This window comes from Nocardia sp. NPDC049526, assembly GCF_044465765.1.
Classification (GTDB): domain Bacteria; phylum Actinomycetota; class Actinomycetes; order Mycobacteriales; family Mycobacteriaceae; genus Nocardia.
In genome coordinates this window covers 408,842-435,373 of the sequence record NZ_JBITMA010000006.1, presented here as the reverse complement: position 1 = coordinate 435,373, position 26,532 = coordinate 408,842, and the positions used below count along the sequence as shown (strand labels likewise).

The following is a 26,532-nucleotide window of genomic DNA, read 5'->3' as shown; positions in this document are numbered from 1 at the left end:
CCTCGAACTCGCGAGCGGTTGGCGTGCGTGGGTTCGATTGTGTGGGTTGGGCGGCGCTCTTATCGGGCTCGGGCTGGGAACCCCTCGGGGTGATCGGGGAGTCGGCGAATGGGTCGCCGGGCGTTGTCGCGATGTCGGCACGCTCGTCGTCGGTGGCTGGCTGCCCGGGTCCGGAGTGGTCCGGTGGGTTCTGTTGGCTGCCCGGGGGGCCTTCGATCTTGCCGGGGTGTTTGGTGTGTCGGTACCAGGGCAGTGGTTTATTGGCGGGGGTGAGGGTGCCGTTTTCGATGGTGTAGTCCGCGCGGAAGACCTCTGTGACGGTCTGGTATTTGGGTTTCCATTTGTTTTTGCCGCTTTTGTCGCCGTCGTAGTTGCGTACGTGGGGGATGTAGACGTCGGGGTGGGGGTCGTCGGGGTCGGGAATGGGGTCGTCGACGAGGGTGTCGTAGACGAGGACTTGGTTTTTGGCGTTGATTTGGTTCCCGGCGTTGACGAAGGCGATGACGTGTGTTTTCTCGCCGTCGTGGACCACTCGGACGGCGACGTGGATGCCGGTTTGTTCGGCGTTGCGAACGGTTTCGGCGGTGTTGGTGAAGTAGGGGTCGCCGTCGTATTCGGTGATTCGGAGTTGGGTTCCGAGGGAGGCTTCGAGGGGTTTCCAGTTCTTTTTGGAATTCCATTGGCGGTTGGTGGCGTCGGGTTCTGGTGAGCCGTCGTCGATGAGTGCTATTGCCCGGAATACGCGGGCGAGTTGGATTGCGCAGTTCTCGATGATCGTGGGATCGAGCGTGTGGGTGTCCGGCTCCTCGTGCGTGGTCGAGCCATCGCCGGACGGTCCCGGTTCATTTTGCCGATCTTGCCTGCTACGTGTGGTGCGCGCGATTACGACCGAGGCCGCTGCTGAGCCGAGCAATAGCACCGCGTTGGTCAGACCAGTCACAGTACCGCCAGCCCGTTCCAACAGATCTCCGCCGAATCCGCTGCCGAGCATTCCGCCTGTGATACCCACGATTGCCGACGCAGCGTTCGCCTTGCCGAGAGTCTCCGCGGGAACCACTTCAGCCTGATACTCGAGAATCTTCTGATTGCTGAACATCATCAACGAACCGGTGAGAACCGAGGTCGGCCAGATGATCCATGCATCGGATGTGGTCGCGTACTCGGCCATGAGTCCGCCGAACGCCGTCAGCATGAGCGGATGCATCCATTTCACGCTGATGCGATCCATGAACCGCTTTCGGGTCGCCGCGGCTGCGGCGAGTAGGACTCCTGTGCTGCTACTCGACAAGAGCAGTCCGGTCGTGGTTGCCGAATAGCCCGCTGTGTTGATGATTTCCGCCAGTTGCACTCCGCCGGACCAGAGTGCCAAGGTCGACGGGAGCAGCAGCACGCCCGTGTAGCGCAGGTAGGGGTCCCGCCACACGGCGCGGGCGCCATCGAGCAGGCGCTGCGTGGTCGGCTCCGGGGTCACCGGGGGCAGTTTGTTCAGCATCCACCGATTCACCGCATAGGATGCGGCGTCGGCGAAGAATGGCAGGCTTGACGAGAGGTGTTCGAGCGGAGGGAAAATAAACCTGCCAAATGCTCCAGCCGCTTGGCGCTCCAGCAGTGACAGGGTTATCGAGGCGTCTTTCTGTGCCTTGGTCTCGGCTAGCCTTCGGCCGTAGATCATGGTGCTGGTCGCCGCGATGGTATCGATTGCCTGGAGGGCAACGGCCGATCCGATGACGGCCGCCAGCGCGCCTGGCATGCCGGAAACGAGCCACCCGCCGCCCAAACCGGCGACCATGGCTCCGGTTAGAGACAATCTGCCTAGTCTGTCGCGGCTTCCGGGCTTGTCCGCGAACTGTCCGGCCGGACCTTGCGCGAGTAGCGCGGCGAGTTGGGTCGCTGCGGTCGCGTAACCGGTCACATGCGCGGAACCACTCATGTTGTAGATCAGCGGCGGGATGACGCCGGCCAAGCCGAGGCCGCCCATCGCGGAGATTCCGGAGCCGCCGTACAGCAGGGCCAGGTTCTTGTTCTCGGGCCGCGGACTCTTGCTGCGGATCCATTGCAGGAAGCGGGAATTCGGTGGTGTTACGGACCCGTCGGTATCGGGCGTGGGTTTGTTCCGAGGGGCGGATGTTGATTCGTCCCGATTTTCGGGGGTGTTGTTGCTCGGTACTCGTTGGGATTTGTGTTGGCGGTCGGGTTCACCGGGTTGTTGGTTGTCGGGGAGGTTGTGGTAGAAGACGCCGCCGTGTTGGAGGTGGGCGGGGGCTTGTTTCTTTCCTGGTGCGGGTGGGTTGCCTTGGGCGTCGGGGAGTTGTGCCATGGCGGCTTGGTGTTCGGCCAGGATGTCATCGGCGATGTCGAGCAGTCGTTGTGCGGCGGCTTGGGGGTCGGTGGGGAGTTGTTCTTGGTTGGCGCGGGCGTAGACTCTGGCGGCCAGGTTTCGTGCGATGGGTGGGTTGCCGAGTGCGGCCATCAGTCGGTGGTAGACCTGGCTGTTTTCCGCAGGTGCTGCGGGTTGTTCGGAAACCTCTGTGGTATCGCCGGAACCGGTTGTGGTGTGCGCTGTTTCGGCGTCGGTATCCGGGTATTCGCTCAGCAGCTCGTTCGCGTCCTCGACGACGGCGGCGACATCGCGACGCGGCCGCGTCGGTGTCGTCTCGTTCTCGACAACTTCGGCCGCGCGAACCTCGCCCAGAACCTCGGCGATCGTGTCGACAATGTCGACTGGCCCAACCGTGCCTGTTCCAGGCCCACTCGAGCCGGATCCACCGGATCCACCTCCATTGACCCCGCCGGCGCCTCCGCCTGCAGCCAACGGCATTGCGGCCCATGTGACTGTCACCTGACCCAACAGCATCGTCCCGGCTCTGCTCGCACGTCCAGGGCCGACGAGGTTCTGCACTTGCCATTCGTCCGGCCCGTCCGCGACGCTCGCCCGGCCGCGATTGGCCACTGCGACACGGAATTCCAAGCCGTGCGGTGCCATGACGATGGCCCCGGTCAACAAGGTGGCCGTGCCCGCACCCAGCACCAGGTTGTTGACCAGTTCGATGGTCTGGGCCATCGCTTCCTGCCGGGTCGCGGATGCCACGGCCTCGTCGGGGACGTTCTCGAATACGCCCGTGACCACCTGGGCGGCCTGTCCGAGCGCCTCCACCACATCCACACCGGCGGCGAACAGATATTCCGCGTGCGAGTACGTGTCGGTTTCGCCGAAGAACGGGCCGTCCGCACCCGGGTCGTCCCCGGCCGACCAGTGCAGGTCAGCCACCCACGGATTGCCGTAGAAACGCGGGGCCGCAGTGGAATTCGGTTCCGTAACGGTGCGCTGGAACAGCTCGACCAACGAAAGGTAATGGGCAACTCCCGGGTCTTGTTTCGCTTTGAACGCGAGGACCTTGTTGCCCGGTGTACCGGATACGGACACATACAACTGCCACCACCGCGCACGAACCGCGCGGCTGTATTCCGAGACTCGTCGCGACACCACGACCTCGGCGGCGGCGAGCTGCTCCGCATCGCTCCAGCCATGGCGCATCATCTCGCGCTCGGCCATCTGCCAGGCATTGGCGGCGACGGTATCCGCGTCATCATCGTGGAAGACGTCCAGGCTGGTTTCGGTCGGACCCGCTGGCCGAAAAACCGCGCCCCAGCGGCGACCGGTGGTCTCCTCGACGAGATCCAGGGTCAACAAACCGGATGGTGACAGCAGCGCCGTCAATGCCGCGCTGTGGTGGGTCACCCCGCGCGCCAGCGTTTCCACGAGGTTCATGGCCTCGGCGACGTCACGGCCCCCGGCGCGGTCGGAGCTGCTGCGGAGCAGATCGCCAACGGTCCGCCGTGCCCTTCGAACAGATGACCGGTCCGTGGTGATCTCGAGCGTTTCGGAATTCGGATCGGGGTCACCGTCGGTCGGCGCGACCGAATCGCGGGCGAGCAAGCTCACCCTGTCGTCGATCCGCCGGAAATCGAGTACAACGCGTCGAAGTTCGGGCCACAGTACCGCTTGCCACGCCGTGGCGCCGAGCTCCAGCTTCCGCACCAACTCGGGCGGCAATTCGGGGTCGCCACGGTGGGTGACAGTGACCCGCAGCCCTCCTTGCCACTGCTCGACATGCACCTCGGCCTCCGGTTCGGTGGAGCGAGCGAGTGCATCGGCGAGTACCGCACAGACCGTGTCGGTCGCGGCGGTTCGCACCGTATCCGGCCACATGGGCGGCGCCATCTCGGCGATCGCAGCGCCGGTGCGGTTGGCCGCGTCGGGATCTCCTGTCGGCAGCGTCAGGGTCAGCTGCGCCGGCGGAACGTTCGCACGCAGGACGGCGAGGTTTTGTTCGAGGGTGTCTTCTTCCGGCTGGGTGTCGACCGCCGCGGCACTCCACGGCGGATCCTCGGCCTCGGTCGCGGGCAGGTCGAGGTCGTCGGCGGAAAGGCCGAGCGGCACAACGGCAAGGCGCTCACCCGGATTGCGCGCCTGGTTGTCGCGGTCGGCCAGTGCGGCAACAAGATTCGTCGCATCCGGGGTGCCGTTACCGAGTACCGCCCACGCGGTATAGCCGTCTGGGCGGTACTCGACGCCGTATCGGTCGGCATAGTCCGGGACCATGCTCAGCCGCGCGGCGCCCGCGCCGCGCACCCGCACTTCGAGGCCGAGCGCCGCACCATCGTTCGCCGCCAGCCCGGTCAGCACCAGCGCCCCGACTGCCTCCGGGTGGTTCAGAACGCTATCTACCAGTTCGTCGACCAATAGTGTCGCGGTGTCGAGGTGCTCGTCCGACCAAGCGTTCGTCGGAAGAACTTGTATCAGCAGCTCCGCGGTATCCGGTCGCGACCTCTGGCGAAACGCCTGTGTCGATAGCAAGGTCTGACCGTCGAACACACCGAACTCAATGAGCCGATCGCCAGACTCACCGGAAAGCTCGATATGGAACCAACCCGTCAGATGCGGATCGTCCACCGGGCGAGCTTCCAGCAGCATCTGCTCGGCCGTATCGGCCATCAGCCGCCGTTGATTCGGCGGCGAGTCCGCCGTCAACTCGTCGACAACTGCCTGTACCACGGTGACGTCGGTGGTAGGTGCTTGCTCCGGATCGATCGCGATCGCGATCCGCACCACGCGTCCCGTCGCATCCGCGGAACGATCGGCGGCCAGCGTCAACCCGGTCGCACGTCGATCGGGGTCCTGTCCGTACGCGATCGATAGGGTGTCGGCACCGTCCTCGGTCTGGACGGTCTGGAGGACGCACCAACCGCCCGCGCCCGCGGCGAGGGTGAGCTGGTCGAGTGCTCCCCAGATCAGCTCGGCCACCTCATAGTCGAGCCACTCCGACAGAACGGGGGCGACCCGAGTCGCCAGATCCACATCCCCGTCTCCGCGCTCCACATTCAGAGTCCGCTCGATCCGGATATCCCCGGCCATCGGCTGCTCGACCATGGCCACATAGCCGGCCACGCGCCGACCGCGGTTGTCTGCCATCGCGACCCGGAGCTCTTGGCCCCCCGGCCGATCTACGACCTGCACCGAGAGCTGAGCGCTGTTGACCATCGGATCGGTGAAAACGGCGTTGACCACCCGGCCCGCCAGCATCCGCCCTGCCTCGGCTGCCTGGGCCGACCGGTCCACCATCAGCTGGTCGACAAGCTCGTCGACCGACGCCTCGAGTTGCTCCTGTACATCGTCGGCATTGTCACCAGCGCGGTATACGACGACCGCGGTTTCCGGCGATGTCCGAACATCGGATACGCGATGTTCGGGCGCGGGCGCAGCATTATCGTGGCGTGGATTCGACTGTGCGCCTTCGGGATTCGCATGCGCTTCATCGCCGACTCCGGGCGCGTTCGCGAAGGCGAGCCATGGGGCGGCCATGCCGCGCTGTACCGGGATCGGCGCCCCCGCGGCATCCCGCGCGCGTTGTACGGGCAGATCGAGTGCCTCCACCACATCGGGCGGTCGGCTTATCCGGATGGGATCGGGGTGTGCCGCGGTTTCGCGGCGATCTGACGTGGCGCCGCGCTGCGCCGAATCCGGTTTGTTCGCATCGGTTCTCGCGGGGATCGTGCCGGTCGGAGTACCGGGCTGGGGTGCCGGTTGCGAATCGGAATTCCGTGTTGCCGACGGAGCGGAGAACGCGACGCCCGAAGCGGCCAGCCACGGGGCCATGAGATGTGTGTGCAGGATGTCGGATGCGGCCGCGAGTTCTGTCGCGTGTGGTCCCTGTGTCAGATCCGAATCCGAAACCTGGGCTGTGGTTTCGGTGACGTTCAGCGTGAACGTTCCGCTTCCGCCGTCCAAGAGGTTGATTGTCAATGGGATCGATAGCTGGGTCGAAGTCGACTGCACGGTGCCGACGGTCACCCAGAATCCATTGCCGCTGCTGCCGAATACCGTCGAGGCGTCTGCCCCATGTCGATCGAGCAACTCGCGGACAGACGGCACGGGTCCGACACCCATGGGGCGCCACAGCTCGCCTTCCAGGGTGCCGCCCTCGATCTTGATCGACGACGGATCGATCTGGTGCGTGATCAGCCATTTCCGATACTGCGTAGAGAATTTGAGCTGAACACCATGATCCTGCTCACCTCTCAGGAACGTTCCGCTGAAAGCTGGGCTCGACTCCTCCAGCACGCCGTTATTGATCCGCCAGTAGCCGAACATGATCGGCCCATGATCAGGATTCGAATACGTGCTGTAAAGCACCGCGTGCGCGGCGAACAGCTGTTGCATGGTGTCGCGGATCTCGGCGTAGTTGACCGTGCGGATATCCTCCGGGTCGGCGCCGATCAGGAAGTATTCCATTCCGTTGGTGGTGTACTTCTTGCCGTCCTGGCCGTAGAAGAGCCCACCCCTGACGGTCGGCCGTCGTATCGCGCGCCTCGTATCACCTACGATCGCCTGCGGCTGGTATAGCGTCAGGTTATTCGGTGGCCGAACTTCGTATTCGACATGGGGAGGCGGCGTCCAATCCGGCATATCCGTGCTCGCCGGTGGCGGGGTGAGGCCACGGCGTTCGGCCTCGGCTGTGGCCAGTGCGGTGAGATGGTCGTGTACTACCAGCTCGCCCTCGGTCGGCGTCAGGGTGGCGACCTCGGCGGCCACCATCGCTTCCGCCTCGGCTTCCGCCGGATCGAGAGCTCCGTCCTCGCGGCGGATGCCGTACGAGCTGAATTGCTGAGCCATCCATGCCCTGAGCCTGCCGATGTCCTTGGAGCCGTAGGTCGTTTCGAAGTACCTCTCCACCACTGAGTACGCATCCGACCCGTTGCTCGACACCAGCCTGCGCAGCCGATGCGTCAATTCGTGGATGGCAAGGCACAAGTACGCGAGATCGGGGTCATAGCGCAGCCGTCCGGCAGCCTCTTGCTTTATTGCGTCGGCGCGCATTCGCGCCGGTGCGGTAAGCCACAATTCGTTGAATTCGATACCGTCAAGGGACTCATAGGCGTATGAGTCGATGTTCCCGGGAGCGCTCTTGAACTCCCACAATTCGGTGAGCACCAGGAACTCGGTGCGCATGTGCTGTACGGCTTCGGCGACCTGACCGGCGGTATCCAAGGTGATGCCTGGATTATCGAAATCGAGCATGCGGAAACTATGGTTGGCACGCATTTCCGCGATCTTGGCCAGCTTGGCCTGCTGCTCCGCCGGTGTCACCGGACGGTATTCCGCGGCCAGTTCCCGCAGTAGGCCGTAGCGCGCGGCTTTCTTCTCGGCGCTGCTGGTCAACAGGTCGTGCAGGATCTGTTCTCCGGCCGAGGCACTGGTCGGGTCGTGCTCCATAGCCGCGAACGCTCCGCCCAATGCCCGGGTTGCGGCGAATCGCCCGTCGCGATCCTTTCCGTATGTGCGGAATTCGCCTTTCCGCCAAGCGAACATCGCATCCGGAGACCAGCGCGCCGGCCCCTGGTGACTGTGCTTATGATGATCGGCGAGCCTGCTTCCGGCGTAATACGCCGCATCGCCCCCACCTGTGTTGTTCAGTGAGTAGCCGAATACACCCAGGACCAAGCCATAGATCGCCTGATCGACAGGTCCCGCGGCTCGCCCGGCGTGCACCATCCCGGTCCATGTCGGAGCCCAGAAATCCGGGTCGGAGGCGAAGACATCGGACAATGTGATCGACCGCGTGAACGGGTACCTGGTATCGGAACCTTCGACATGGTCGGCCGCGATGAATGGTCGGTCACCCGAGACGGGCCCGATCCCTATCTGGTGTAGTTGGACGTGCGGGTACTTCGTCAACAGCACGTGAATCGCCCGGGCGAACTCACGAACGACTTCCACCGATACGCCGGGCAAGTCGAATCCGAACATGCGGACCGCATGTCTGTGCCACATCTGCGCGGCGACCACCGCGCCGGTCGCGCAGGACGCGAACGGATCCGATACGGAACGATCGATGGCACTCGCCGACACCACGAAATCGCGGACCGCGCGCGCGAAGCGTCGATGCTGTTCGCGTAGTACCTCGGGGTAGCCGGGATCGTCATACGGCAGCCGCTGCTCGAGGGTGGCGGTACGCCAATGTTGTTGGAGCCGCCCGTTGTGGATCCTGCTGCTGAGGTGCTCGACGAATTCGTCACCCGAGATGTCGGTACCCGAACTCAACGCGCCGAGGACGACCGGCAGCGCGACCTCGGCCAAGCGCAGGTACTCCGACAGTACATCGTCCGGCAACGCGTGGAAGTCCGTGGTGGCCAACGGGACTCGATCGTTACCGGCATGGGCGGCCTGCCATGCCCGATCGGTGGTGGTATCGAGGACGGTGTCGTATCCAGCGGATTCACCGGGCTGCTCGGCAGCTCGAACGCTGTACAGCTGAGCTGCCAGCCCGACGACAAGCGAACGCGGAGGGGCCGCGGATACGTCACTGGCCGGCTCGGCGGGATCGATCGCTCGGGCATCGGAATCGCTTGCGGTCGAACCGTCGGCCGGTACATCACCGCGCGAACTCGCCGCTACAGCGGAGTAGGTGACGGCGGCGCGACTGTCGGGGGCAGTGGTCGGTGCCGGCAATGCGCTGTTCTCATGGACCGCCCGCATCAACCGCGCGTATGCCATTTTCTGAGCGTCGGTTGCCAGCTTTCCGCGCAATGTGACCGCCGAGTACACCTCGGCATAGAGTTCGCGCAGGGCGGCCTTCTTGTCCTCGCCGATAAGATTGCCGGGTTTCTGGTCGTTGCCGAAGCCATAGTGGCTGAGCTCTCGCTCGAGCCAATCCGGGAATTCGTCCAGAGAGGTCGGCCGACTCATCTGCACAAACAGTTTTACCAGCTCGGCCATGAGTTCCCGGAATTCGGTATCCGCATCCTGGTCCAGGCCACTGCGGAAATGCTGTCCGTGACCACCCTCATGGGCTATTACAGTGCGAATCGGATGATCGGGGTCCCCGGCGATGTATCCATTTTCTATGTCTTCCGCCACCCATTCGCGCAGCAGCGGTAGGTTGATGGCAAGCCGCTCGGTGAGAAATAGCCCGGTCGCACGCTCCACACCGTCGAACGGTTCGCTGGAGGTAGCGGCCATAGTCGATTCGCGTGCGTCCGCCGCAATACCGATTCTGGGGCGATCCTGACCGGATGGAGCGACAAGTAATTCAGGATTTTCGGTGAGCAGAGTGCGAAATATCTCGAACAACTCGTCGAAAGTTGCATCCTCGACGTCCAGCATGTCGACTCCGACGAATTCTACACCGAAGTCGTTCTCCAGGTCGGCCGCGCGCTGCTGTCTGGACTTGAATGACGGTGACTCTGTATCGACCTCTTTCAGTCCGTAGCCGTGCAACTTTCGAGCGAAGCCGACAAGTAGTTCGCGCATGATGCGCATGCCGTCGGTGAGGTTCGGCTGGCTGTTCTCGAAGTCGAGGAATGACCGCTGCAACGCCGCACGAACATTCAGACCTATCTTTGTTTTGTTCTCGTCCGTGTAGTAGCAAGCGTCCGGGAATTGCTGGTTCAGCCAATCTGTGAATTCCTCATCGCTCACATCTCCGAGATGCTCCGACAAGGCCCGCATCGCGTACGCCTCGGCGCGCCATCTACCGGCATAGAGCACCGCATCCGCAAATACCCGTACCAGGGTGTCCCGCACCTCTTCGGTTGTCGCATTCAGGACGTGGTCGAAATCCAAGGTGATCGAGTGCGTGACCAGACGGCCCCGTTCGAGAACCGGAGTGGCGCGTGCGGCCAATCCCTGGCCGAGTCGGTCGACGAATATTCTTCCAAGCGCTACCCCGGAATGCATAATCAGTAGGTAGTCGAGATCTTCGGTAATCGCCTCCATTTTTTCGAGGCCGATTGCCTGCGGTAAATCAACAATTACGCCATGTCGGCGCTGAAGTTCTCGGAAGAGCTCAGCCGGGAACAGATTTTGGCTGGTATCCCGGTCCGATTGGGCGGGCGCGGGCACTCCAGCAACATTGTCGGGCTGTCCGGTCACGATATTGCTGTAGGTCACTCCGCCGTCGGGTTCGGCTGAGCCGCCACGCCATTTCGCCACCGTAGTGCCACGGGCGGTGGTCACGACGCAGCCTTCGGCGGCCAGTTGTTTGTAGACGGGGGCTACTGTCGCCTGCGACAGACCGAGATGGTCGGCGACTGCTTTGGCTGACGGCAGTCGCGTGCTCGCCGGTATCGAGCCCGACAGGATCGCCTGGCGCAATAGCGTTTTGATAGTCTCGCGCCAACCCATCTGCCGCGCGGTATCGGCCAGCTCCTCGGTCGGAGATTCCGCGGCGAGCATGTCCAGGAACATCTGTGGTCCCATCGGTACGGCGGGGTCCGGTACCGGTTCTCTCGGCCATTGGCTGCGCTCGGCGACCGTGGTGCCGCGCCCGCGACTGGTCACCAGATAGCGTTCGGTATCTAATCCCTGGTACGCCGCTTCCACGGTCGACGACGACAACTCGAGTTCCGTAGCGACTATGTCGGCGGCAGGCAGTCGTGTGCCCTCCGGTATCCGGCCGGACCGAATCGCCTGGCGCAATGCCGTTTTCACGGTGTCGCGCCAGCCGATCCTTTGCGCGATATGCCTCAGCTCCGCTGCCGACGACTCTGCTGGGAATATCTCCAGCAATGACTCAGCCCGGTCCGGCGTGCGCTCTTCGAGGGGCTCGGTGCGCTGCACCGGATGATCTTCGAGCGGGTCAGTGGGCTGCGGCGGCAGACCGCCCCGAGTGTATTCGAACAGAAACAGCGTGGTGGCATCGGCAATCGCAAGCACTTGATCGACGTCAGTTGTGACACCGGCATCGCCAGCGATGAGCAGTGTCTGCTCGGTGATGTCACGAGCCAGCTGCCGCTGCTGGTCCGGATCGAGCTCGACGCCGCGTCCGACTGCCTGCGCCACGACGGCCTGTGCGTGCTCAAATACCTGATCCGCGAGTTGGTCGGGGTCGGGACGGCTGTCGTCGGCCCACGAGGCGCCCGGCTCTGCCGCGGGCGGGTGGTTGGGCTTGGAAAACGTCACGATGACGATGTGGTGCTCCCCGACGGGGCCGATCAAGCGGTTGACGGTCACCTCGGTGAACCCCATGTCACCGGCCATCTTGCCGGTGAAGGTCCGGCGTGCCGCTTCCTCGGGGGAAAGTCCCAGATCCTGTCTGTAGGCGTTGAAGGTGTCGATATTGTCGGTGAAACTGTCGCCCACCGACCACGGCGCACGGATCGCGCGCACGTGGGATCCGATCTCGGCCATCAAGTCTCGGAACATCTGTTGGCCCGAGGGGGTGCCCGGCGCCGCACTGATCTGGAATAGGAGGACACCCTCCTGATCCACCCATCCGTGGATGCCGTCGTTCGCACCGGCGCGGTAAGTGTTCGAGTACGTGACGATTGCGTCATCAGCGCGGTGAGCTAGGTATTCGGCGGGTGTTTCGGACGCGGGAACGGGTTCCCGGGGGAAGTAACGGTCGCTCCATACCTCACGTGCTTGGGCGCGCGCCGATGGTGGCGCTCCTCGCGAGTTCGACACCTCGTTGGGGTACAGCTTCGCCAGGGTCGACCATTCGTTTTCCTGCAACGGTCCGTCGATGGTGCGGGGCGGATCGAAGTCCAGTGCCGTCGCCGCGCGGGTGGGCCGGTCGGGGATACCGTCGGGAAAGTGCTCGGGGAACCGGTCGGAGTCGTGTCGGCCGAGCAGTCTGCCCAAGGCATGTTCTGCCTCGGCCCGATCCGCCGTCTCCACCGGCGAATACACCAGTGCGCGTGTCTGTTCGGTAGCGCTCGACCCGGGTACGAATTCGTGAATCATGCCGTCGTCGTTATCTGGATCGCGCACCTCGACGACTCTGCGGCCGTCGTAGACCAGTGTTCTGGCGCGGTCCACACCATCGATGCGTTCCAGCACTATCGCGGTCTGTCCGGGGACTCCATCCCGCATCAGCTGCTCGGCGATCCGGTCGGCCGAACCGAGGTCGCGCAACTCGGCGCCCGCTGTGTCGAGTGCCGCGTGTGCTTCCTTGGACAGCGCGCCCAGATCCCGTGGCGGTTCGGTTCGACCGCCGTCGTCACCGTTGCCGCTCCCGGAACCATGCACCACCCTGCTGTCCTGCGCTTGTGCCTGCGTCGTCACGTCGCCGGGAACTCCGCCCGGGTGTGCTGCGGTGCCGTCAGGTTCGGGATTTCTTGCGCCCGATTGGTGCCTTCGGCGTCGGGCGGGGTCGTTTGGGCCGTTTGCCGGGGTGCGGCGGTACCGCAGGAATGGGTCGTATTCGGCAGGTCCGTTCCCGCCGGAAAGGTATCGATGCGGCGTTCCCGCGTTGTGTTGCCGGGCACCTGGACCGGCCGGGCGGCGACGTGTGGGGCCGGGCGTGCTCCTGGAGGTCCCATCTCCTGCACGTTCGGGCGGATCGGATGCGGGGTCGACAGTCTCAGGCTGCTCGGTCGGGGGTGAATCGGTCGCCTGTTGTTGTTGTGCTGCCGCGGCAGTGGAACGCAGGTCGGTGGTGCGCAGCTTGATCTTCGCGCGTGCGATGTAGCCGTTCACGGTGTTGGGCGACAGCCCCAGTTCTGCGGCGACCTGTCCGGCTGACATACCCTGCGCGATCAGACCGAGCACTTCGGTCTCGCGCTTGCTCAACTCCGAGGACACCCGAGTCGAGATGTGAGATCGGAAGGCCTGCAAGATTTCCGGGGGCACATCGATGGTGCCCTCAGCCGCCTGCTCGGGTAGATCTTCGGCCAACGCGCGCAGGGTTTCGAGCTGTCCAGGTGAGGGCTGGAAGCTTGCCGGTGGCGCTTCGGCGTTGCCAGATGATCCCCGGTGCCCCGGTGCCGCGCGAACACTGCCCTCGGATCCGACTTTGCCGATCAGTCGGGCGAGCAGCCCGTTCACCTGCGCCGGTGTCATCCCCAGCACAGCACCGAGAGAACTCTCCGAGCCGCCCGCCACCAAGGCGATCACGTACACCTCGCCTTCGGACACCTCGACGTGGTTCGGCGGTGTGTCGACGCTCTCGCCCACGGCATCGGCGGGCAAATTGGTCGGACCAGGCACCGGTTCGACGACCGCTCTCCTGCGCCTCGTGCGTCTGCGAGTGGTCTCGGACTTGTCGGAACGTTCGGTGGTGGAATCGAGGACAGGGGTCGCGTCGGCGGGGATATCGTCCCGTTCGAACCCGCCAGAGCTTCCCGTTCCGGAATCGTCGATTACTTCGACGTGGTGATCGGGGATGATCCGTCCGGTCTCGTCTTCGATGCGGAGTGCCTCGAGCCTGGATTTAACGGTCGGGTGTACGCCGTTCATGAAATGCCACTTGATCTGCGGCGGGCGGCCGTTCACCCAGTACGCGCGATTCAGATATGCGATATGGAGTTGTCTGCTGGCCTGCGCCTCGATGGCCTTTTGCCCGTGGCGCTGCGCATCGATATCGTTGGTCTTCGCCTCGTGCCAAGTTCGGCCCTCGTCGGTAATGACGTCTACCTCGCCGGCCATTTGAACCCCGGTCGGCGCGTGCAGGTGGACGAGTTGTCCCAGCGCGTAAATGTCTTCGAGCTGCTCGGCCAGCCGGATCTCGCCCCCGAGTCCGCGAATTATGGCGGCGGGGCCGTGCAAGATCTGGTCGTTCATCATGGCGTGCGTGATCGGATCCCCGGCCGCGATCCAGTTTGCGATAGCGGTGGATAGTCGCTCGAGCGCGGCGAATTGCGTACCGATCTGTGTCAGCCATTTAGCCGCGCCCTTCGTCGTAAGGTCCGGTCTCCGATCCAGGAGCGTGGCGAGTCGCCCGGCGATTGCATCGAGGTCGGCTCGCATGGCGCCCAAGCGATCGCTGGCGGCCTGTTGCTCTGCCTCGGACAGCGGCTGTTGGCCCCGCCGGTAGATATCGGCGAGTTGTTCCGCGACATCGAGATCGTTCCGCTCGGCACTGGCCAGTACCTTGTCGAACCACTGGCTCGCATTGTTTGCGGCGACACCATTGATCGCCTTTCGTGCCTTCGCGGATTGCATGAAGGCATCGGTTGCCAATTGGGCCAATTGGTTGGCGACTGCATCGGGGAAACCGTCTGCCACGAACCCGGCTTGCTTGCTCAGCAAGGTATCACGGTAAACACTCTCGGTATTTATCGGTATATACTCGCGGTAGTGCAGGAGAACCGCGAGTTTCGCCTGATCGATAATAGCTGGATCGACACCGGAATTTTCGATTCGGGTAATGGTCCGCTGCAAGCCTTTCGGCAACTGATCGGTATCCAGCGAAGCGCCGCTCGCTGTGAAACGTGCCGCTACGTCGAGTGCGGCCGGAGTCGCCATCTGTCCCGGTGACAACCCGTGATTCCGCAGTGCCTGGACGAGTTCGATATGGTTCACCCATTGGGTCGTGCGCAACACAGCATCAGCAGTGATCTGGGCCCGAGCCCGATCGCTGCCCATATATTCTTCCGTCCGATGCCGTGCAATCGCTTCGGCATCGGATGCCGATGCGCCGGTCAACAGGATTTCTGTCAGCGTCGAATCGAAGAACCGCGAGCGGTGGCCATTCGCACTCTGGCGGCGATGTTGCTGGTAGCGGTCGACAACGATCTGCGTGACCTGCGTTGCTGTTTCCGGTGTCACGCCGGTTTCGTCGATGCGAGCCAAGATGTTGCGAATGCCATCCGGCAGGGATTCCGGATCGGCTGTTCGTTCCGATTCAGTTCCGTCGCCGGATTGCGGGGCGTCTCCGACGGCCGGCCCGTCAGCGTTGCTGGTTGTTTCGGCGGGCGTCGCACTTCGGGTCGGAGACGACTTCCTCTTCCTCGTCCTGCGGCTGCGAGCGGCCTCAGGGTTGTCGGAGCGTTCGGCGGCAGTACCGAGGACAGGAGTCTCGTGGACGCTTCCTGTGGCGGAGTCGTCTATCACCTCGACGTGATAATCCGGGAGGATCTGACCGGACTCGTCTTCGATTCGGATGGCCTCCAATCTCGCCTTGACGGCTGGGCGGAGACCATTCATGAAATGCCACTTGATCTGCGGCGGCGCCCCATCTACCCAGTACCCGCGATTCATGTACGCAATGTGGAGCTGCCTGCGAGCCTGTGCCTCGAATTTCGTTGTCGTGGTTGATTGTTGGGAAGCGGTGCTGTTGGTTTTCGCTTCGCGCCAGACCCGATTGCCATCGGTGATGACATCGATTTCCGCATCGATCTGCGGGCCCATCGGCGTCGCGACCTCGACCCGTAGGCATACGGCGTCGATCTGGTCGAACTGCTCGGCCAGTTGAATCTCACCGAGCAACCCTTTAATCGACGTCGCATGTCCTCTCACATTGCTGAGGTCCGTTTGCGACGTGACCGACCGGCCGTTCTGTGTCTTACCCGCGAGAAAGTGAGCGGACATCTCGAACAGTGCCGAGCGATGCGAACTGAAAGCCGTCAGCCAGAAGTGTGCGCCATTGTTCTCGAGGTCCGGATGCCGCTCCAGCAGTGCAGCAAGTCGCGCCTCAGCGGCCGCCAGATTGTGATGCAGGGTGTCCAAATAATCGATGACGGCACGTTGCGCCTCGCTGAGCCCGACGATGGGCTCGGATGGCATACCGTGCACTCCGCGGTACAGCCGGGCAAGCCCGTCGACGAAGTTGAAGTTCGCCCGCCGGACGCGCGCCTGAACCTTCTGCACCCAGACCTTGGTGTTGTGCGCAGCGACGCCACCGGCCGCCCTGGCTGCCTTCGCGGACCGCAGGTAAGCGTCTGCCTCCTTTCTGGCCCGCCGCTCGGCAACCGTGGCCGGAACGCCTTCTCTCAGCAGAGCGGCTGTCCGCGCTGTCATGCGTCGGCGATGCGCATTCACCCGCGCTACTTGCAGATATTCTTCAAAACGCTCGAGTACCAGCTCCTTGGCCTGCTCTGTAGCGACCGGATCCGCACCGGCGCGGTCGATTCGAGCCATGATCGCTTTGAGGGCGTCACGTATCGGCTTGCTGACCGGAGATGGATTGGCCGAATGCGGGCTCGCCGCAGGCAGAGCCGATTCGGTCTCGGCACTGTGACTCGGCGTACCAACACCCGGCACAACGGTGGGCTGATCAGTTGCGGGATCCGCATCCGAACCGGGTGCGGCGGAATCGGCTTCATGGTCCGCGCGTCCGACACCCGGAGTATCGCCTGGCGGCGTGCTGAAGACCATGGGACCTTCGGCTGACTGTCCTCGCTTTGTCCACGGTGACGCGACCACCACAGCGCCGTCGGCGCGGCGTGCGCGGCCCTGAGGGAGGTCGAGGGCGTCGTCCGGGGATGCCGGGTAGCTCCCTGGGGGAGTTCGGTATTCGACCCAGACCGTCTTGCCGTGCAGGGTCACATCGGTGCCGACGGCGCGAGCATTATCCGTCACGATCCGCGCGCCACGCCCGTGCTCGCCGTCGGCGCGGTTCTCCATTTCGTCCGGGTCGGTCCCGCTGGATTCCAGTGCCGCCGCCAATGCGAATCCCGCTAGGTATGCGTCTATGTCGGCAGGGTTGACGGTGGGTGACGGTGCGACCTCGTCAGCGGCTTGGACGTTGCTCTCGGTTCGCCATTTCGGCAGTCCGACCGAGGTGTCGGTGATGTTGATCCGTACGCGGGAATCGTCCGCATCGACGGTGAGCTCCGCACCTCCTTGCTTGGCATACAGTGCCACGTTGCCGAGTAATTCCGACACAGCGCGTACTGCCGCATCGATGGTCGGCTCGGGCAGGCGTGTGTTGTGTGACAGGAACTGGCGGACTTCCCTGCGCGCCCTGGCCCCGCCCCGTTTAACCTGGCCGCGTTCGAAAGTCATTCGCAGTGCGGGTTCCGACGCGGGTGCCGCCGATTCGTCCGGCCCGGCGGTGAACCACCGTGTGCGTGACCCGTTGGTGTTCAACCGGAAGCCCCACCGTCCCGACTGGTCCAACAGCTCGGTGACCTGGCCCGCCTCGGTAGGCACCACCTCCCCGGTGGTCTTGTGCGGCTCATCACGTACCGGCAGGGTCCGGCTCTGGTCGACCACCTCGACCCGCACGCGTCCGGGCCCGTCCGTTCGTACCCGGACCACGACCGGCCCCTGCGCAGTCCGAACCAGGGCGTCGAGCATCGCCTCGGCCGCCGCGATATCGGCTTCGGCAGTAAGCGATTCGCGAATTGTCGCGCGCGCTTGCGCCACGGACGGCGAGTCCGTGCTCGGCGTCGCCTGAGTAACCAACGGGGCGAGTCCGAGAAGGCGCGCGGTGGCATCGACGAGGTCGACTATCTCCTGCGGCGCGTCCGCACGCATTGCCAGTTGGCGCAGTTCGTGTAGCGGGTCGTCGCTGGTCGCGTCGCGCCAGCCGGGGGCCAGTTCCTCCTGCCCGAGAAACGCAGGCAGGTCTGCTTCCAATTGGGTTGTGTCCGTGGCCAACCGGGCGAGTTCTTCCGCGGTGCCCCCATCGCTCATCGCCCGTTGGGCGCGATACTCACGGTCGAGAGCACGTCCCAGCCAGCCGGGAAGTTCACCGACCTGGATCGCGGACCAGTCGTCGAGGAGGCGCAATTCCATTTGCAGCTGGTCGATGACCTGTAGCAGTACCCCGCGCAGTCCCAATATCTCCGGGTCCACCCCAAGCGCTCTCGCGAGATCCGCACGCGCACGCTCGGTTTCGCTCGGGGCCTGCTCGCCGTTAGCCGACTGCCCCGCGGATGTGCCGGACTCCTGCCCCGTCTCAGGGTCTCGATGGAATCCCATGGCCCACAACGGCACATCGCCGGGCGCATGGGATGCGGCATTGCCGCGCCGAGGCTCTGGGGAAAGACCAAGTGCCGCAATGAGATAGGAATCGGAGTACGCCTGCACCGCACCGTGCGGTGGCCCGCCGGTTCTACGCCCACCGCCGCCGCCGGTGATCGCGCCGAGCTCCACGATGGGTATGGTCTCCGTGCGAAGCGCCGCCGCGACCAGTCCCGCTCGATGATGCGTGCCCATCTTTTTGTTGATCTCGAACACATAGGTCTTCACGGTCTGCGCGGTCAGGTCGAGGACTGTCGAGATCTCCTCGTTCGTCTTGCCCGCGACGACCAAGGTGAGCACTTCGCGTTCGCGGTCGGTCAGCTGGGGCACGGCGGTGCCGGGACCCGGGGCGGTGACCGGTTTGGTGCCGGGGAGTAGGCCCGTGCGGATGCCCGTTGCGACCGCTCCTGCGCGGGTGCCCGCGCCGAGCTTGCGCCGGGCGCGAGACGCGTATGTGTCGACGGTCTGCTCGGTCAGCCCGGTGTCGGCCGCTATTTGTGCGCTGGTCTTGCCAAGAGCGATGTGGGTGAGTACTTCGACTTCGCGTGCGTTCAGCTTCGGGATCGCATCCGGTTCGCCGGTGGTCTCCGGTTGCGTGCGGGAAAGGATTCCCGTCCAGAATCCCGCCGCCACCATCCCGGCACGGGTGTCCACCCCGAGCTTGTCGCCGACGTGCTCGACATAGGAATTGATGGTGTCTACCGCGAGGCCGCCGAGCGCTTCCGCTATTTCACCGCTGGTCAGACCGTCCGCGAGCAGCGCCAACACCTCGCGTTCCCGGCTGGTCGGCTCAGCGATGTCCGTGGCGGAATCACGTTTTGTTGCGATGCCGGGATCGGTGCGCGGCAGGATCCCGCGGATGATGGCGACCGCGACCGCCGCCGAGCGGTCTTCGACGCCGAGCGCTTTTTGGATGCGAACCAAGTGTGCCCGCACCGTCGTTTCCTTCGAGCCGAGCGCGGTGCCGATCTCCCTGAGCGACATATCCGCGGCGACGAGTTCGAGTTCCACGTACTCGAGGTCGGTCAGGGTCCGGGTGCCGTCGAATGGGACTGTTCGCAGCGAACGGGCCAGTCTCTTGATCGCACCGTTCTGTAGTGTCGTGATCTCTTGGCTATTGCGCGCCCACTCCGCGGCTTCGATGAGAAGTCCGCGCTCAACGGAATTCAGCCGCTTGATCGCCTCTATCAGATCCTGCCGGGCCATCTGTGCCAGTCTTCGGCTCACTGGATGCAGTTCCGAGACCTTCTCGGATTTCATATATGCGGCGGCTATTCCCTGCCGAATACGCAGGAAGACGGGATCGGCCACAGCGGGGCCGTGCGGGTCGCTGCGACGGTTGTCCGCGCTCGTCGGCTGTGGCGGACCGGAGCGCTCCCGCTGTGGGTCGGTGCTGACGGGCTGATCCGGTTGGGATGTGCCGCGCTTGCGGCGTTTCGGTTCAGCGGCCGGTGGTACGAGAACTGGCGGCGTCTGCGGTTTCAGCGGCTCGGCTGGTTCTGGTGGGGACTTCGGTTTGGGCTTGCGCTTGGGCTTGTCCGCTGAGGCCGAGGCCATGGGGACGGGGCGCGCCGGGACCACTGGTTCCGGCAATGGGCCGGCGAGGGTGGTGGGGGGAACGCCGCCGCTGGTGGGTTGGACGGTGGGGTCGGGGATGTATTGGGTGCTGTCGCGGTGCAGTTGCGGCTCGGCGGTGGGATCGGTTGGGGCGCCGGGGGTTTGGGGGTTGGGTGTGGTGGCGTAGCGGGCTGGTGGGGTGAGTTCGGTCGGGCGGTCGGCGGGCGTGGCAGGAAGGTGTGGTGCGGGGGTGTTGTTGTGGCGGGGCAGGGGTGGTTCGGAGTCGTGGACGCGGGGCTTCTGCCCGTCGCGATCGTCTTCGGCGGGCATTCCGGGCACGGCGGTATCCGGAATCGGGACCTGGGGCCGGTCTGTGCGGGGGATTGCGGGTCGACTTTCCGGCACTGCCGGGGTGCTCGGGTGTGGGACGATCGGGATGGCGTTGGGAGGTGGGCCGTCCGGTGCATCGGGCTGGCCGGGAATCTTGTATGTGGTCCCTGGTGGTTTGGTGTATTCGTCGGGTGCGTTGTCCGGGTATTCGTCTATCTGTGGTTGGGTGGGAATGTAACCGGGCATCGGGGGAGTTACGACGGTCCCGATCCGGTCGGGGAATTCTTCTGGTTCGCTCGGGGGTTCGTTGTTGTCGGTGGGCTGGCCGCCCGACATCGCGGGCGGCGGTGTCGGGGAGCCTGAAGTGGTGTCGGGATTCGACGGTCCATGCCCGCTCGGCGGTATGGCGGCGGCCGCCAGCACTGCCGGTGGGATCGCCTGTGCTGCAATATTGTTCGCATCCACGCCGAGGCCTGGAGCGGCCGCGTGCCGCTGCTCTGGCGATTCGGTTCGTGCGCCTTGCGGTGTGACCGTGGGGCGGGGTGCGTTGGTCTGCGTGGTCGATGGTTCGGCGGTTGGTGTTGCCGCTGCGGCGGGCTCGCCGACAACCGGCCCGTAGTCGAAGAAGTCGAGGTTGACGATGCTCGCTTCGCGAGGGGCGGTTGGTGTCGCGGTGGGCCCGTGCTCGGCTCCGGCCGCTTGTGGGACGAGTGGCTCCACTGGAAATTCCGGCTCGTTGCTGGTGACGCCGAGATCGGTGGTCGTGTCGGTGTGAGTGGTATCAGCCTGTGCGGTGGTGCTGATCGGGAGCACCGATCCGGGTGCGGTGTCGGGTTGGCCCTCGGCGGCGAGGATGGTTCCGGCGAGGTCCGGCTGCTGAGTCTCGGGTCGGCTGCGGTGGAATCGGGCGGTGCCGGGGAGGCCGGTCGATGCCGGGCTTACCGGTGTGGTGATGGGGTCGGTCGGTGCGGGTTCGTAGGTGCCCCGGGTGAGTTGTTCCAGGGCCGCGTCCCAGGCGTTCCAGCCGTTGCCTAGGTCGGGGGCGCTTCCGGGGGAAGTCGTTGGTCGCGTAGAGCCCGAGAGTGATTGGGTGCCGCTGTCGTCGTCGGGCAGGCCGAGGTCGAGGAAGATGGCCCGGCCGATCTCTTCGATCTCGGCGATGGTCTCTTCATGTGGCCGCGGTGCGTGTCCGTCGCGGGTGGCGTGTTGGTTGGCCGATTCGGGTTCGGCTGGGAGCAGGAGTCCCTCGAGCCAACTGTCGTCGAGTTCGGTGGTGGTCGCCGCGAGGGGGCGGACCTGTGTGCTCGTGGTTCGGGTGGGGCGGGTGGCCGTAGCCAGGCCGCCACCCGTCAGCACCACCTCGGCGAGGTTGCGGCCGCGTTGTTCGGTGTGAGTGAGGGACGGCATGCTCATTGCACCGCTGCCGGAGGCACTGGCGAAGGTGATGGCCAGGTCGCGTCCGGTTGTCCGTGCCGACTGTGTGGTGACCTTCGTGCGGGCCGGTGCTGTGGCTGCTCGGGTCGGCTGCGGCTTCGGCTGCGGGGCCGGTACCGGTATCGGCGCAGGCGGTTTCGGCGTCGGCGGTGGTGGTTCGGGTGGTGGCGTGGTTGGTTTGCGTTTGCGCTTCTTGGGCTCGTCCACTGAGGCCGAAGCCATGGGTACGGGGCGTGCCGGGACCACTGGTTGGGGCAGGGGTCCGGCGAGGGTGGTGGCGGGGGTTCCGCCGCGGGTCGGTTGGATGGCGGGGTCGGGGATGTATTGGGTGCTGTCGCGGTTGAGTTGCGGGGTGGCGGTGGGATCGGTTGGGGCGCCGGGGGTTTCGGGGTTGGGCGGGGTGGCGTAATGGGAGGGTGGGTTGAGTTCGGTGGGGCGGTCGGCGGGTGTGGCGGGCAGGTGCGGTGCGGGGGTGTTGTTGTGGCGGGGCAGGGGTGGTTCGGAGTCGTGGACGCGCGGTTTCTGCCCGTCGTCTTCGGCGGGTGCGCCGGGGATCGCGGTGTCGGGGATCGGGACCTGTGGCCGGTCGGTCAGAGGTATGGCCGGGCCGGTGTCCGGCACCGCGGGGGTAGTCGGGTGCGGGACGATCGGGATTGCGTTGGGGGGCGGGCCGTCCGGTGTATCGGGTTGGCCGGGGATTTTGTAAGTCGTGCCCGGTGGTTTGGTGTATTCGTCGGGTGCGTTGTTCGGATATTCGTCTATCTGGGGTTGGGCGGGGACGTAGCTGGGCATCGGGGGTGTGACGACGGTGCCGATGCGGTCGGGGAATTCTTCTGGGTCGCTGGGGGTTTGGTCGTTGTCGGTGGGCTGCCCGCCCGACATCGCGGGCAGGGATGCCGAATGTTCTGCGGTGGTATCGGGATTCGACAGCCCATGCCCGGCCAGTGCCGCCGCGCCCGCCAGCGCTGTGGGTGGGATCGTCTGGGCTGCAAGGTTGTTTGCGGTTGCGCCGGGTGTCGGTGTCACGGTGTGCGGCTGCTGTGGCGAGTTGGCCTGTGCACCTTGCGGGTTGGCTTGGTGCGGTGGATTGACTTGCCCGGCTTGCGGCGTGGGCTGGGGCTGGGGTGCGTTGCCTTGTGCGGCGTGTGGGGTGGCCTGGGGTGTGTTGGCTTGTCCGGCTTGCGGTGTGGGCTGGGGCTGGGGTGCGTTGCCTTGTGCGGCGTGTGCGGTGGCCTGGGGTGTGTTGGCTTGTCCGGCTTGCGGTGTGGCTTGGGGCTGGGGTGTGTTGGCTTGTCCGGCCTGTGGGTTGGCGTGAGGTGTGTTGGCCACCGGTGTGGCAGCGGGTGTTGCCGGTGCGCCGCCGGGGCCGGCCGAACCCACCTGTGCTGTCGGGCTCTTCGCCTCCGTCGATGTGGGCGGCATCGAACCAGGCCCGCTGCCCGGCACTGGTTCGACCGGTGTGGCACTGGCTGTGTGCGGCGTCGCCGAGGGGGAGGTACCGGCCGGTGTGGAGGGCTCGTTGCCGACCGGCTCGTAGTCGAAAAAGTCGAGGTGGTCGATACTCCCTTCCGGATCGGGTGGCAGCTCGCCGGGCCCGTGCCCAGGTGAGTTCGGGCGCGGACCAGAGCCGCCACCTGTCGGCGAATCCCCGTGTGCGACAGGCGGTCCCGCTGTGACTCCCGGCCCGTTGCCACCGCCGTTGCCACCGAAATCCTTGGCGGTGCCGATGTGGGTGTTGTTCTCGACGGGAGTGTCGGCACTCATCGTCATTACCGATCCCGGCGTGGCGTTGGGCTGGCCTTCGGCGGCGAGGATCGTTCCGGCCAGACCCATCTGCGGAGAATCGGGACGGCTGCTGTGGAATTGAGCGGTACCGGGAAGGTTGGTGGACGACGACCCCCCTGGTGCGGCCATGGGATCGGCAGGTGCGGCTCCGAAGCTGCCCTCGGTAAGTTGTTGCAGCGCCATATCCCAGGAACTCCAGCCGTGGCTGGGTTCGGGTGTGCCACCGGGGGATGTCGGCGACGCGGGCGGGGTCTGCGGCGTGCCCGATGGCGGTTGGTTGGTATCCGGCGGGGTGCCGCCCTCATCGAGTTTGCGGAAGGCATCTTCTAATGACCCGCCACTCTCGTCGTCGCGTAGCTTGCCGAGCTCGTCGATGGTCTCCTTGGGCGCCTGCCAGGATGTGTGGCCGTCGTCGGTGTTTTCTCGGACCGGGACGCCGTCGCGCGAGCTGTGGTCGCGGGATCCGCCGATCTCGGGGATGGTCTCCTCGCGTGAGCGAGGTGTCTCGGCGCTGCCGTGTGGTCTGGCCGAGTCGGGCGCTGATCGGACCGGGAGGCCGTCGCGCCAGCTGTTGTCGCGACTGCCTCGGGATCCGCCGATCTCGGGGACGGTCCCCTCAGGGGGCCGGGCGGCGCTCATGGCTCGGGTGACGCGCGCCGCCGCGCCGAGGCCCGCGATGGCGCCACTGCTGGCACCCATCAGGATCATCTGGGCAAGCTTTCGGCCGGTGAGTTCGGTGTCGGTGAGCTTGGATACGACCACCGCGGCGCCGGCCCCGCCCGCGGCTCCACCGGCAGCGCTCGCGAGCACGACGGCCACGACGCGTCCGGTCGTGCGTCCCACCGGTGTCGCGGCGTTGGCCGCCATACGGGTGAGCGCGGGCAGCACTGCGCGGGTAGCCATGGAGCCGACCAGGCCACCGGCACCACCGGCGGTCGCCGCCACCCAGACTTGGCCCCAATCCATGCTGGTACGGCGACCGGGCTTGCCGCGGCCCTGGACGATTTGGACGTACTCGGCACCGGCGACGACGCCGCCCATGGAGACCGCGCCCATGATGGTCGCGCGAATGGCGAGCGCTATGTGGGGGAATCGCTCCATGAAGCCGGCGGCACGTTGGAATAGGAAAGCGAGGGTGTCGCGACGGGCGGCTGTGGCGGCAACATCGGCGGCGATGCGGTCGCTGGCGGCCTTCATCGGTACGGCGGTATCGATGAGCAGGTTGGCGAGGAGGACGGCCCCGATACCGATGACGATGTACTGCTCGAGTTCGATCGAGTTGGCCGAGTCGTAGAGCAGGCCTGCCATGCCGTCGGCGAATTCGATTTGATTGTGCGTGTTGGCGATCTCGGTTTTGAGCTGTTTCTGGATCGCTTCGCCGGCCTCGCCCTGGATCGCCGCGGGCACGTCCTGTGCGAGTCGCTCGAGGTGTCGCAGGGTAACGGTGAGACGTTCGGCCGAGCGTGCCCAGGCGTCGGCCGCGGCGCGGATATCTTTGGGTTTACCGACCGGGAAGTGGCCGATCACCCAGCGCGTCAGCCAGTCCGGGAAGTCGGGTGGGATCGTGACACTCACGAGGGCGCCGACCGCCCTCTCGCGCCCTCCACAAGCAACCGATACAGCACCCGTGCCGGACCGCACGCGTCATCGCCACGCAACTCCACTTCGGCGAATGCGGCAACCAACGCCGCGTGCGGTTGGAACCGACCGTCGACGATACTGTTGCCGCCCAACTGGTCTCGCCACCGCCGGTAGCCGCCGACGATGCGGGCCAGGGTGTCCCCGGCGTCCCATAGACCGTTGATGCGCTGATATTCGGTGATCAGAGACCGTTGCGCCAGCCGCTGGATGGGCTGACCCGCCTGCTCCGTCATGATCCGGCCGAGGTCGCCGACGATCGTCGAATACATCGGTCGCTCCTCGGATCCGGCTACAGAGTTCCCGGATTGTATTGCTGCGTAGACCTTTTCGCTGAACTGGGCGGGGTTCGTGACGAGGGTGCGGTCGAGCAGGATCCACGACCCTGTGCTCGCCGATTCGGTCCCTTCATCGCCTCGATCCCGGGTCACCTGGGAGATCCGGCCTTCGAGTTCGGTGATCTCGATCCCGCCGAGCTCGATGAACGGATATTTGCCGAGAATGTCGTCGATGGCCGCGGCCAGTTGGGCGACCATCTCCTGACCGATACCCGAGGTGTCGAAGCCGACGATCCGCAGTTCGTGTCGATCGGCGAGCTCATGCGCCGCGGCCAGCGCCGCCGCATCGGTCGGCGCCCGGACGAGCTCTGCCGCGGTCGAATCGCGCTTCTTCTTGCGTGGCTTGTCCTCTCGTTTCCGATCGGTGGGCTGCGCTGGGCCGACGCCGGTCGGGGGCGGTGCGAAGACCTGTGCCGGTGGGCGAGCGCCGCTACGGGCCCAGGGGGTGCCCGACGGTATCGCCGGGAGGGCCGTCCCCGGCGTTCTCGACCATGGCGTGCCCGCGGGCTTCTCGGCGACCCCGGTATCGCCGGTCCGGGGTGGCACCGTGGCGGCGGATGGCGTCGCACCGGGGACGACCGGGGCCGAATCGCCCGTGAGCTGCGGTGATGTTGTGGCATTCTCGCCGTCTCCGGTCGAGGTTTGCGCGGCAGGTTCGGGCGTGGAGTCCGGTTCGCTCAGCGGTGTGCTCGAATCCGGGTACACGGGCTGCTGACCGAAAGGTGTTGGCTGGCCGATCGGGTTGTAGCCGGTGGTCTCCGGTTGTGGGTAGGGGCTCGGGGTGGAACTCGGCTGGGTGGAGGAGGTGGGAGATGAAGCGCCGGGGAGTGTCGGCGTCGTGTTTCCGTTGTCGGTGTACGCCCCGGAATCGGTTGCGGGCGAACTGGTTCGGGGTGCGTTGGTGCCGGTCCACGTCGTATCCGGCGCGACGGACACTGGCGGATTCGAGCCGGTGTTGCGGATCTGTTGGCCGCTGTTCTGGTCTTGGTCGTGCAACGCGTCGCCGACCTCGCTGACGCCCTTGCTCAATCCGCGCAGATTCTCGACCAGGTTGTGATACCCCTCGAGCCCCTTCTTCGCCTGTGGCTCATAGGCATCGCCGACCATTCGCCCCGGCTCGTCGTCACCCCATGGCTTGCCCTCACGGGCCAGGGCGTTCTTCAGCTCGGCCAGATCTTGATGCGCGGATTCGGCGACTGCGGCGAGTTCGGTGATGAGCGCATGGAGACGGTCCGGATCGATATGCAACGACTGGCCCAC

Annotated in this window: 2 protein-coding genes (1 of these 2 running past the window's edge); both read right to left on the bottom strand. The window is 65.3% G+C overall.

Annotated elements, in window-relative coordinates:
- Nucleotides 1-24,871 carry the 5' portion of a GntR family transcriptional regulator gene (locus ACIBW7_RS21650; RefSeq protein ID WP_397048900.1) on the bottom strand. It extends 14,705 nt beyond the left edge of the window, so 24,871 of the gene's 39,576 nt are visible here — the first part of the coding sequence; it begins with the start codon at nucleotides 24,869-24,871; the stop codon falls past the left edge of the window.
- Nucleotides 24,868-26,532 (bottom strand): hypothetical protein, encoded by a 1,665-nt coding sequence (locus ACIBW7_RS21645; RefSeq protein ID WP_397048898.1) that lies wholly within the window; start codon nucleotides 26,530-26,532, stop codon nucleotides 24,868-24,870. Before ACIBW7_RS21645 ends, ACIBW7_RS21650 begins: the two co-directional genes overlap by 4 nt.